The organism is Apilactobacillus kunkeei (assembly GCF_005930975.1).
Classification (GTDB): Bacteria; Bacillota; Bacilli; order Lactobacillales; family Lactobacillaceae; genus Apilactobacillus; species Apilactobacillus kunkeei_E.
Window position 1 is genome coordinate 227,101 of the sequence record NZ_VBSE01000043.1, and the last position, 11,753, is coordinate 238,853.

An 11,753-nucleotide genomic window follows, 5' to 3' on the forward strand; every position below is an offset into this window, starting at 1 on the left:
AATTGTCCATCCTCTTTTATTAAATGCTAAATTATTAGCTGTTGTGACGCTTGCGCTTAGCTTGCTTTTCACGTTCGTTAGTGTTTAGAATTTCTTTTCTTAGACGAACGTTTTCTGGAGTTACTTCACAAAGTTCATCTTCGTTCAAGAATTCTAGTGATTCTTCTAGAGTTAAGTGTTGTGGTTCTTTAATCTTAGCAGTTTCATCCTTAGCAGAAGCACGAACGTTAGTCATTTGCTTACCCTTAGTGATGTTAACTGAGATATCGTTATCACGACTGTTCTTACCAACAATCATACCTTCGTATACTTCAGTACCTGGATCTACGAAGATAGTACCACGGTCTTCGATACCCATAGTAGCGTAAGTAGTAGTCTTACCTTCGTTAATTGAAACTAAGGCACCATTTCTTCTACCTGGGTTCCAGTTCTTGATAACTGGTTGGTAACTATCGAATGTGTGGTTCATGATACCGTAACCACGAGTGATTGATAGGAATTCAGTTGAGTAACCGATTAAACCACGAGAAGGTGCAAGGAATGTCAAACGAGTTTGGCCGTTTCCAACACTTTCCATGTTTTGCATGTTACCTTTTCTTTCAGATAATGTTTGGATGATAGTACCTGAGTATTCATCAGGAGTATCGATTTGAACTGATTCGAATGGTTCACATTGTTGACCATCCACTTCTCTAATAATAACTTGTGGACGAGAAACTTGTAATTCGTAGCCTTCACGTCTTAAGTTTTCAATTAAGATTGATAAGTGAAGTTCACCACGACCAGATACAGTCCATGAACCTGGTTGGTCAGTTTCTTCAACACGTAGAGAAACATCAGTGTGTAATTCTCTTTCTAGACGATCTTGTAGTTGACGAGCAGTAACAAACTTACCTTCTTTACCAGCAAATGGTGAAGTGTTTGTACCGAAAGTCATTTGTAGAGTTGGTTCGTCAATTCTTAAGATTGGTAGAGCTTCTTGGTTTGATGGATCTACAACAGATTCACCAACGTTGATTTCTTCCATACCTGAAACGGCGATTAAGTCACCAGCTTTAGCTTCGTTGATATCTAATTTCTTTAGGCCAAAGAATCCCATAAGTTTAGTAACACGGAAATTTTGAGTTGAACCATCAAGCTTCATAACAGTAACGTTATCTCCAACCTTGATAGTACCTCTAAATACACGACCAATACCGATACGACCAACGAAGTCATCATAATCAAGCATAGCAACTTGGAATTGTAATGGTTCGTCTGAGTTGTCGATAGGAGCAGGAATAGCCTTGATGATAGTGTCAAATACAGGCTTCATAGTGTGTTCTTGAGTTGATAGGTCTTCATCGTAACTTGAAGTACCGTTCATAGCTGAAGTGTAGATAACAGGGAAGTCTAGTTGTTCATCATCAGCACCTAATTCGATGAATAAGTCTAATACTTCATCAACTACTTCACTAGGACGTGAACCTGGACGGTCAACCTTGTTAATAACAACAACTGGAGTTAGGTGTTGGTCTAAAGCTTTCTTTAAAACGAAACGAGTTTGTGGCATAGTTCCTTCAAAAGCATCAACAACTAGTAGAACACCGTCAACCATTCGCATGATACGTTCAACTTCTCCACCGAAGTCAGCATGTCCTGGTGTATCCAAGATGTTGATTTGTTTGTCTTGGTATCTAACAGCAGTGTTCTTTGAAAGGATTGTGATACCACGTTCCTTTTCAATATCGTTAGTATCCATGGCACGATCATCAATTTGAACGTGTTCGTCTAAAGTATCTGATTGCTTTAGTAATTCGTTAACCAAAGTTGTCTTACCGTGGTCAACGTGGGCAATAATAGCAATATTTCTAATATCGTCTCTTGTCTTCATTATTAGTTTCCTTCCCTTCGAAGCATAAATATTTGTTTCTTTAATACTTAGCAACTCGGACCAAGTTTATTACATTAAATAATTAAATTTGCATAAAAAAACTGTGACATCAGTCACAGTCAGAACCGTACTTAACAATATTAAGTATGTCCTTTTGTGCAATCTTCGTCGCTACCAATACAATGTCTGATGATACCACATCAATTATATTTCCGTCAATATCAGACACCTTAATACCAAGCGTATCACAAAGCACTTTTCCAGCTGCAATGTCCCATGGCTTTAAAGTGGAAATATATCCCACTAGTTCGCCCTTCAAGACGGCAATAATCTGTATACCGGCACTACCATATATTCTGGCACCTTCACTGGCTTTAGAGATTGCTTGCATATTTTTCTCATTATTTATTAATAATGGTCCACTCAAACCCATTAATCCTTCTGATAAAGAAATATCTTCTGGTGGATTAATTTCGGTATCATTTTCATAAACTTTACCATCCCAATTGTGATAAAGTTTGTCATTCATAACATCTAAAATATAGCCGAGTTTTTCTTTTCCATCGATGTATAAAGCTAACATTATCGCAAAATGGTTGTGCTGCTTTACAAAGTTCATTGTTCCATCGATTGGATCAACTATCCATACGTGTCCATCTAGATTGGTAACATCATCCCCAAAGCCCTCTTCACCTAGGATGTGAGCTTCTGAATCAAATTCCCTAATCTTTTTGATAAAGAACCGTTCGTTTGATTTATCGACATCGGTAACCAAATCAGTTCGACTAGACTTAGTGGAAACATCATGAATCTGATTAAGTGAATTAACGGTGAATTCACGAATTTCCTTAAACCAAGACTGAATTTCCTCGTCTGCCTTTTTTAACCATAAATCATTCATACATATCTTCCTTAAAACAAATTACATTTTTATGTTTTTGGTTTTAGCCTTTGTGGCTGTTTGAAAAGTTTTATAAATACTGTAATCAGAGATATCTTTAAAATCACGATCAATTTGCTTTTGTTCCATCTTAGAAGGATTAATCTCTCTAAAACGGTTATATAACTTGACTACCTTTTCTGCGTTAACACCATTAGCGTCTTCATAAGCACTTTCCACAGCATTATATAATTCCATCATGTCCATTAATTCTTCTTTAGACCAATCAGGAAAAATTGGATAAGAATAGTTATTCATAATCATTCCTACTTACTTTCTAAAATTTCATCAATTATTTCATTAGTATATTTTTTTGCATCATCAAAAGATTGCTTTTCTTTATCAGATAATACCAATGCTGCAGTGGGGACCAATCCATTTTGATTCAACATGATTGGTTCACTTGTCACTACCATTTTACCATCCATTTGGCTGACGTGTCCTACACTTGCAAGACATGAATCTCCCATATAAAAAGCATCTAGAATTACTCCGATTGATTTTGCTTGAATTACTTCGTCACATGGAGTATCAGATTTATTGATAATTTCTTCTGCTTTAGAGAAGATTTCAGTGCTAAACATATTGTTAGGGTTAGCAAGGTAAGATAGGATTGGTGACTGGCCTATATATGCCCTACTCCAGGAAATCAGATTATTGGATTCACTACCTAATACGCTGACGTTAATATCGGATAAACTAATATTAAAGTAACGACGTAGTGCGTGTTTCAACAGTAATGTCTTTGCTAGCATCCCCGTGGATACAACTTTGTTATTTTCTTTGCCGGAAAACTTAGTTGCAAAGTATGCAAAAACTTCATCATGAAAACCATTAACGATAATTTTACCGCTAAAGCCTTCCTTAATAACTTGATTTAGTGACTTTCTAAAATGATCTAAGTAAGGCGATATGAATGAAGTAACTTCACTTTTCTCTTCAACTTTTTCCTTTGGAAAATCATAAAGATACATGTATCCATCAAAATCATGGTAATCCATTTTGTCATCCGCTAATTTGACTTCAAAATGTTCACATAGCAAATTGGACTGAAGTTGATTGATAAAATCATTCATCTTTAAATTAGCGATAGTTAGGTTAACTGGATAATCTACTAAAATCATGAATTCGATTAATGATTCAATTCTTCGCTGTTCTCCATCAACTACCAAATTAGTTTTCATAATGAGCCTCCGTTTAATTTAGTATCTGTAATTATACCATTTTCTAAAAATAAGCAACTCTTATGTATCATATTAGTAACATATAATTCCCGTTATTATGTTATAATATAATAATAAACTTTTTGGGAGGTCATTTAAGTGATACTAATGAAAGACATCGTTCGCGATGGAAATAAAGTATTAAGACAACAAGCTAAACAAGTAAAATTCCCACTTAGCGCGGAAGATAAAAAATTAGCTGAAGACATGATGGAATATCTTGAAGTAAGCCAAGATCCTGAACTTTGTGCCAAATATAAATTAAGAGCTGGAGTTGGTTTGGCTGCACCTCAAGTAGGTGTATCAGAAATGATGGCAGCTGTATTAGTTCCAAACGACTTTGAAGGTGAAGGCGAACCAATTTTCAAGGATGTAATTATCAACCCTGTTATCCTATCAAGCTCCGTTCAAAGATGTGCTATCACTGAAGGTGAAGGATGTCTATCAGTTGATGAAGACATTCCTGGATTCATACACCGTGCCGCCAGAATTACCCTTAAGTATCAAGACGTTGAAGGTATTGAACACACGGTTAGACTTAAAAACTATCCTGCAATTGTTTGCCAACACGAAATTGATCACTTACATGGAACTTTATTCTACGATCACGTTGATAAAGAAAACCCATTCTCAAAGGTAGACAATGACTTATTCATCGAATAATAAAAAAGGCCTAACATTTTGTTAGGTCTTTTAATTTACCTTATTTAATTGGCGCATATCTAATACATACTCATAAGTCGCTGAATTTAATAGGTAGGCTAGATCCACATGAACTTGCTTATCTCTCACGAACGAATCAGTTAATACCACTTCATGGTTAAATCTTTTAGACTCATTTGCTACTTTGATGGCATATTTAATTCGATTAATTAGGTCACCGTTTAATTCATCTGTTTGGCATTGAGAAATCACATATTCAAAAGCGTATATATTTCTCCCCCAAATATTAGATAAATCATGAACTTCTATAATCTCATTTTTTTCATTTTCTAAGATGTTGTTAACTAATCCATTTAATATTTTCAACGTCTGATTGTGCCCTTTATCAATTGGCCTAGTAATGAAGAAATAATGAATTAAATTGTAAGCTATAACTGCGACAATAAAACCAATTATAATTTCTACAAAAAGTGGCAAGATAATCGCCTCCTTGCGAATATTCATTGATTTCATTCTATCATTTTATCAAATTATTGGTTACTATACTTATCATTATTAATATGATAAAATTAAAAACAATTAGATGTGTATTACACAATCGCACGGTAAAAAAACATAGAAGGAGATTTTAATTTTTATGATATTTAAAGTTTTATACCAAGAAGATACTAAGGCTAATCCTAAGAGAGAATTCACAAAATCACTTTATGTAGATTGCGATACAGAAGTTGAAGCAAGAGAACTTGTTGACAAGAACACTGATCACAACATTGAATTTATTGAACCTCTTGAAGGTAACCACTTGGCTTACGAACAAAAGAGCCCAGATTTTAAAATTACGGAGTTTAAATAATTATGAACAAACTAAACGTCAAAAATAACGAAACAGCTATTTATGGCGTTGGTGGACTTGGTGAAATTGGAAAAAACACTTACGGTGTTCAATTTCAAGATGAAATCATCTTAATCGATGCTGGGATTAAATTCCCAGAGGATGATTTATTAGGGGTCGATTACGTTATCCCTGATTATCAATACCTAGTAAAAAACAAGGACAAAATCAAAGCATTAGTTATTACCCACGGACATGAAGATCATATCGGTGGTGTTCCATACCTAATTCGCGATTTAAATGTTCCCATTTACGCTGGTCCATTGGCGTCAGCATTAATCAAGAACAAGTTAGAAGAACATGGATTATTGAGAAGTACTGAAATTCATGAAATTAATCCACAAACCGTCTTAAAGTTTAATAAGACAAAAGTTTCATTCTTCCGTACCACCCATTCAATTCCTGATACTTTGGGAATCGCAGTTCACACCCCTGCTGGAGTGATTGTTGAAACTGGGGATTACAAGTTTGATTTGACCCCTGTTACAAGACAGCCGCCTGATTTACAAGAAATGGCAAGGTTAGGACGCGAAGGTGTCCTTTGTCTAATGTCGGATAGTACAAACGCTGAACGACCTGTTTGGACTAAATCAGAAAGTTGGATTGGTTCTGCAGTTGAACACATCTTTGATGAAGAAACTGGAAGAATTATATTTGCAACTTTCGCGTCAAATATTTCCAGAATTAAGACAGCCTGTGATGCTGCCATAAGACATGGTAGAAAAATTGCTGTTTTCGGAAGAAGTATGGAAGCTGCAATTGTTAATGGACAAGAGTTAGGATACTTAAACGTTCCAGATGGTACATTCGTTGATGCTTCAGAATTACAATCTCTTCCAGCTGAAAAGACCCTTATCTTATGTACAGGTTCTCAAGGTGAAACTATGGCTGCCCTTTCAAGAATTGCTAACGGCACTCATAGACAAATCGCGATTCAACCAAATGATACTGTAGTATTCTCAAGTAACCCAATTCCAGGTAACAAGGTTAGTGTTAACCGTGTTATCAACGAACTGGAAGAAGCTGGTGCTAAAGTCATTCATGGTAAGATTAACAAAATCCATACTTCTGGTCACGGTGGACAAGAAGAGCAAAAGCTTATGCTTAGTTTAATGAAGCCAAAGTACTTTATGCCAATTCACGGTGAATTTAGAATGTTAAAAATTCATACTGAACTAGCGGAACAATGTGGCGTTCCAATGGAAAACAGTTTCATTATGAAAAATGGTGATGTCTTAGCATTAACTAAGAATTCAGCAAGAATTGCTGGTCATTTCGCTGCCGGAGATGTTTACATTGATGGTAACGGAATTGGTGATATTGGAAACGTTGTTTTACGTGACCGTCAACTATTATCTGAAGAAGGACTAGTTGTAGTTGTCGCTACAATTAACCTAAAAGATCAAGAAATTCAATCTGGACCTGACTTACTATCCAGAGGTTTCGTATACATGAGAGAATCTGGTCAATTACTAGACGAAGGAAGACGATTAGTATTTAGAACTATTCGTCGCGCTATGCGAAACAAGAATGCTAATGAATCAAGTATCAGAAACGCTATCATCGATGATTTACAAGAATTCTTATATAATAAGACCGAAAGACATCCTTTGATTTTACCAATGTTAATTATGAATAAAAAATAATTTCAAACTGATGCTTATTAAAAACGAATTCTTAATTGAATTCGTTTTTATTTTACATAGAAAGGAGTATTTAAGTTGAACACTGATTATTTAGTCATCTTCAATCCAGTGGCTAATAAAAGAAGAGCTAAACATCAATGGCCCGAAATAAAAAAACAATTAGACGCAAACGATATTAAATATCGTCTAAAGATTACCAGACGCCCTCTTCACTGCGTAGCCATTATTTCGCATTATTTAGTTACATCATTTAGGAGTGACTCACTACCTAAGGCTATTATTGTGATTGGTGGCGATGGAACAGTACATGAAACCATTGAAGGTATTCATGCTGCTCAATCAAAGAATGAATCAATTCCAAATGTACCTGTTTTGATTATTCCAACCGGAGCTAACAATAACTTCTACACCCACATGAAGCAACAACATAACATGAATAGTAACTTCATTGAACAAATCAAAAACCACCATGTTGAAAATCATGAAATTGGTTTATTCGATGAACACATTAAAAAGCAACGTGGTATCTTCTTAAACAATTTAGGAATTGGTTTAGATGCCAACGTCTTTAACCTAAAAAACAATTTCATTTCACATAAGATCAACTTAAAGACCAGAATGGAATACTACCTTTCAATCTTCCCTACTATCTACAACTTAAGCACATTTCCTGTAGATATTAAAGCTAACGGTGAAAATCATAAAATCAAAAAAGCATTTATGGTAACTGCTTTAAATCATGACACTGATAATGAAATTGAGTTGCTTGTACTAACTAGAAAAAATATTTTCCAACTATGCTATGTAATTATTCATGTTTTATTCAAACGTGAATTAAAAGTGAAGTCCGCTTTTAGAATCAAAAGTGATAATATTCATGTTGAAATTCCGTCTTTGGAATACGCTCATGCCGATGGTGAAACATTGGGAAGCAGATTTTATGATATTGAATACCGCAAAACAAAATATCCATTTATATACTAAAAAAAGAGTGATAATAATCACTCTTTTTTTATATGGTAATTCCACCAGTAATTAGTTCATAAATAGCAATTATGGCTAAAATAACCAACGCAATCGCTAATAATCTCTCTAATTTAGTAAAAATACGCTCTTTTTTATTATCAACTTTTTGTAAGTAGCAGTATGATGGTATTCCAGCTGCAAACAAGATAGTAGTCAATAGAATGTAATTTAATCCAGCTGCATAAATTAACCAAATTGAATATGCACTTGAAATAATTCCAAGAATTAAATTACGTCTACGATCACTAGCACCTTTATCTAAGTAAGAATATTTAACTTGATATAGTGCCGAAAATGCATACGGAATTAATACTGCTGAACTTGAAATTGATAAGAATAAGTTGTAAGCACTTGATGCTAGGAAAAATGAAACCATGAATAGTTCAACCAATACATTAGTAAAGATTAATGAATTAACAGGTGTTCCGTTCTTATTTTCCTTAGCAAAAAATTTGGGAAATGATCCAACTTTTGCAGCTTCATAAGGCACTTCCGCAGCAAACATTGTCCATGATAACCATGCACCCAACACGGCGACGATTAATCCGATGTTTACGATGATGGCCCCCCATTTACCCATGACATGTTGTAATAAATCAGCCATAGCTGGTTGCCCCAATTGCGATAATTGAGCTTGGTGCATTACACCAAATGAAAGCAAGGTAACCAACATATAAATCATTGTTACAGCAACAATTCCAAGAACTGTAGCTCTACCAATATCCTTTCTCTTCTTAGCATATCCTGAAAAGATAACTGCTCCTTCGATTCCTGAGAACACAAAAACTGTGACAAGCATTGTACTCTTAACTTGACCCAAGACATCTGAGAAATTAAATGGTCTACCATGCATTAACCAGAAGTCGCTGGTAAATACGTTTAGTTTGAATGCAGTAATCATAATCACTATAAACAAGAAAATTGGGATCAACTTGATAATAGTAATAATTGTGTTAATAAATGATGCTGAATGAATTCCCCTTAAAACAAGGAAATGACCACCCCATAAAATAATAGTTGCAGCAATAAATGACACCAAATTATGACCATTATCAAAAATTGGGAAAAAGTAAGTTAATGCACTCATCAATAGAGTCGCATAACTAATATTCCCTAACCAAACTGATAACCAATATCCCCATGCAGAGTTAAACCCGATATAGTGACCAAATCCAGCATCAGCGAAACTATAAATTCCAGCTTGTAAATCTGGTCGTTTGTTAGTTAAATTTTGAAATGTGAATGCTAAACAAAGCATTCCAATGGCTGTGATAACCCAACCAACTATAACTGACCCGACACCAGCTTGTGATGCCATGTCGTGCATAAGGTTGAAGATTCCTCCACCAATGATTGAACCAATAACTAAACCAATTAGTTCCGTTAAATTCAGTTTTTTAGCGGAATCGTTCATTCTATCTCTCCTTTATTAAACGATTAAAAACAATTTACTATTATAACGCATTTAAACCATGTTTGTCATATAAAAAAGGAGCAGTCTTTTACGACTGCTCCTCTTTTTTCAATTTATTTTTTTAAAATTTCGTTGATACGTGTTAATTCATCTTCGGTGAAGTCTAGGTTATCTAAAGCCTTTAGGTTTGAATCTAAATGCTTAGGATCTGATGCACCAGTCACAACACTAGTTACGACTGGGTCGTGTAGTAACCAGGCTAAACTCATTTGAGCTAGTGTTTGGTCCCTGTTCTTAGCCAATTCATTTAATTGGTTTAAACGTTTTACAACTTCATCCTTGTTTTCCATCATGAAACTGTTAGTAAAGTGAAGTTTCAAGTCATCAGGTAATCCGTTTAGATATTTATCAGTAAGAATTCCTTCAGCTAATGGACCATATGCAACTAAACCGTCGTTGTTTTCTTTTAATGCATCAATAGTACCATCTGTTTCAGCAGAACGGTTTAACATGTTATATGATGCTTGGTTAACAACGAATGGTGTGTGTAATTCTTTGAAATACTTAATGATTTCACGAGTTTGTTCACCATTGTAGTTAGAAATACCAACATATAATGCTTTACCAGATCTAACTGTACTATCCAATGCTTCAGCAGTTTCTTCTAAACTAGTATTTGGGTCAAAACGGTGACTGTAGTAGATATCTACATAGTCTAATCCCATTCTTTCTAGTGATCTGTCCAATGCAGCAATCAAAGTCTTTCTAGCTGAGAATGAACCATATGGTCCAGGCCACATGTGGTAACCAGCCTTAGTAGTAATAACTAATTCATCACGATATGGCTTCAAATCGTTCTTATAGACTTGACCAAACATTCTTTCAGCTGCTCCTGAACCGGGACCGTAGTTATTTGCTAAATCATAACTAAAGATTCCTTTATCAAAAGCATTTAGCATTACTTCACGACTGTCCTTAAAGTTGGCGTCGTCACCGAAGCTATGCCACATTCCAAATGATAATGCGGGTAATTGTAGACCGGAGTTTCCGGCTCTTCTGATTTTCATATTATCGTATCGTTCATCTGAAGCTTTATACATTTTAAACACCTCAATTTTCATAATACTACATCTATATTTTAAGTTTAATTGGCCCTCAAAGCAAGAAAACAAGTAAACAAAAAAGCCCACCCAATCATGGGTGAACTTTCTATCTAAATAATTTACCAACAGATTTGTTGTTATGGATACGCAAGATTGCCTTACCCATTAAATCTGCTACAGACACGATGTCTAATTTATCAATTTTCTTTTCGTCACTAATGTAAACTGAATCGGATACAATCACCTTTTTGATTGGTGATTCTTCGATGCGTTTAATTGCATCCCCAGCAAAGACACCGTGTGTAGTAACAAGGTATATTGCTGAAGCGCCGTTCTTGGCTAAAACATTTGCAGCTTTAACAGCACGAGAAGCAGTGTCAATCATGTCATCAGCTACAATGGCCACCTTGTCCTTAACATCTCCAATAATGAATGTTGGAATGTGCGCATCGTTTTCGGGATCTCTGTTATCAATAATTGCGATTGGTGCATCAATTAATCCTGCAAAACCTCTGGCTCTTCCAACTCCACCATGATCAGGTGATACGACAACTGCATTATCTAAATCATAATTTTCTAACATATGCTTAGCCATTAGTTTATCAGCCTTTAGGTTATCAACTGGTTTGTTGAAGAAACCTTGGATTTGAGCTGCATGTAAATCAAGGGTTAACACACGGTCAATTCCAGCTCTTTCTAATACACGCGCGATTAGTTTAGCAATAATTGCCTTTCTTTCACGCTTCTTAGCAGAGTGTCTAGCATAACCATAATATGGAATAATCACATTAATAGATTTTGCACTAGTTCTTCTAACAGCATCAATCATGATGAATAATTCCATGATATTAGCGTTAATTGGTTCACTAAGTGATTGAATGATGTATACGGCATCCGGAACTGAAGTTATAATATTGAACAGATAAATAAAAGCACTTTCGATAAAATGATTATTTTAATTTGATAAAATAAC

Annotated in this window: 12 protein-coding genes; 4 read left to right on the forward strand and 8 right to left on the reverse strand. The window is 35.1% G+C overall.

From position 1 onward, the window contains the following. Positions 1-34: 34 nt before the first annotated feature. From typA to FD688_RS07240, 4 genes are all read right to left on the reverse strand, one after another. On the reverse strand, positions 35-1,873 hold the full coding sequence (typA, locus tag FD688_RS07225) for a translational GTPase TypA (RefSeq protein WP_034531758.1): 1,839 nt from the start codon (positions 1,871-1,873) through the stop codon (positions 35-37). 109 nt (positions 1,874-1,982) lie between these two features. Further along, positions 1,983-2,774: an inositol monophosphatase family protein gene (locus FD688_RS07230; protein WP_138742404.1), complete on the reverse strand. Its 792-nt coding sequence runs from the start codon at positions 2,772-2,774 to the stop codon at positions 1,983-1,985. A gap of 21 nt (positions 2,775-2,795) precedes the next feature. Next, entirely contained in the window at positions 2,796-3,071 is a 276-nt protein-coding gene (locus tag FD688_RS07235; protein ID WP_190242942.1) for a UPF0223 family protein, read from the reverse strand. Positions 3,072-3,079: 8 nt separating this feature from the next. Then, complete coding sequence (locus tag FD688_RS07240) at positions 3,080-3,997, reverse strand: hypothetical protein (RefSeq protein WP_138742406.1); 918 nt, start codon at positions 3,995-3,997, stop codon at positions 3,080-3,082. 138 nt (positions 3,998-4,135) lie between these two features. On the opposite strand from FD688_RS07240, the gene def reads away from it, so the two are divergent. After that, positions 4,136-4,699 (forward strand): peptide deformylase, encoded by a 564-nt coding sequence (gene def / locus FD688_RS07245; protein ID WP_138742407.1) that lies wholly within the window; start codon positions 4,136-4,138, stop codon positions 4,697-4,699. Between the two features lie 30 nt (positions 4,700-4,729). Here the strand turns inward: def and FD688_RS07250 are convergent, their stop codons facing one another. Beyond that, complete coding sequence (locus FD688_RS07250; protein WP_138742408.1) at positions 4,730-5,176, reverse strand: hypothetical protein; 447 nt, start codon at positions 5,174-5,176, stop codon at positions 4,730-4,732. A 160-nt stretch (positions 5,177-5,336) separates the two neighbouring features. Between FD688_RS07250 and FD688_RS07255 the strand changes: the two genes are divergently transcribed. The 3 genes from FD688_RS07255 (at position 5,337) to FD688_RS07265 (ending at position 8,221) form a co-directional block, all read left to right on the forward strand. Further along, the gene (locus FD688_RS07255; protein ID WP_034534654.1) at positions 5,337-5,552 is read left to right on the forward strand and encodes a DNA-directed RNA polymerase subunit epsilon; all 216 of its coding nucleotides are present in this window, start codon (positions 5,337-5,339) and stop codon (positions 5,550-5,552) included. A 2-nt stretch (positions 5,553-5,554) separates the two neighbouring features. Further along, a complete protein-coding gene (gene rnjA, locus FD688_RS07260) occupies positions 5,555-7,237 on the forward strand; it encodes a ribonuclease J1 (protein ID WP_138742409.1) in 1,683 nt (560 codons plus the stop codon). 75 nt (positions 7,238-7,312) lie between these two features. After that, a complete protein-coding gene (locus FD688_RS07265; protein WP_138742410.1) occupies positions 7,313-8,221 on the forward strand; it encodes a diacylglycerol/lipid kinase family protein in 909 nt (302 codons plus the stop codon). Between the two features lie 28 nt (positions 8,222-8,249). Here the strand turns inward: FD688_RS07265 and arcD are convergent, their stop codons facing one another. The 3 genes from arcD to FD688_RS07280 form a co-directional block, all read right to left on the reverse strand. Next, entirely contained in the window at positions 8,250-9,677 is a 1,428-nt protein-coding gene (gene arcD, locus FD688_RS07270; RefSeq protein WP_138742411.1) for an arginine-ornithine antiporter, read from the reverse strand. 113 nt (positions 9,678-9,790) lie between these two features. Then, complete coding sequence (locus FD688_RS07275; RefSeq protein WP_034531770.1) at positions 9,791-10,777, reverse strand: aldo/keto reductase; 987 nt, start codon at positions 10,775-10,777, stop codon at positions 9,791-9,793. A gap of 109 nt (positions 10,778-10,886) precedes the next feature. Beyond that, complete coding sequence (locus FD688_RS07280; RefSeq protein ID WP_138742412.1) at positions 10,887-11,723, reverse strand: ribose-phosphate diphosphokinase; 837 nt, start codon at positions 11,721-11,723, stop codon at positions 10,887-10,889. Between the last annotated feature and the right edge of the window lie 30 nt (positions 11,724-11,753).

Coding starts and splice junctions, on each gene's coding strand:
- FD688_RS07235 (WP_190242942.1), bottom strand. CDS start 3,071: ATGAATAACTATTCTTATCCAATTTTTCCTGATTGGTCTAAAGAAGAA.
- FD688_RS07230 (WP_138742404.1), bottom strand. CDS start 2,774: ATGAATGATTTATGGTTAAAAAAGGCAGACGAGGAAATTCAGTCTTGG.
- typA (WP_034531758.1), bottom strand. CDS start 1,873: ATGAAGACAAGAGACGATATTAGAAATATTGCTATTATTGCCCACGTT.
- FD688_RS07240 (WP_138742406.1), bottom strand. CDS start 3,997: ATGAAAACTAATTTGGTAGTTGATGGAGAACAGCGAAGAATTGAATCA.
- arcD (WP_138742411.1), bottom strand. CDS start 9,677: ATGAACGATTCCGCTAAAAAACTGAATTTAACGGAACTAATTGGTTTA.
- rnjA (WP_138742409.1), top strand. CDS start 5,555: ATGAACAAACTAAACGTCAAAAATAACGAAACAGCTATTTATGGCGTT.
- FD688_RS07275 (WP_034531770.1), bottom strand. CDS start 10,777: ATGTATAAAGCTTCAGATGAACGATACGATAATATGAAAATCAGAAGA.
- FD688_RS07255 (WP_034534654.1), top strand. CDS start 5,337: ATGATATTTAAAGTTTTATACCAAGAAGATACTAAGGCTAATCCTAAG.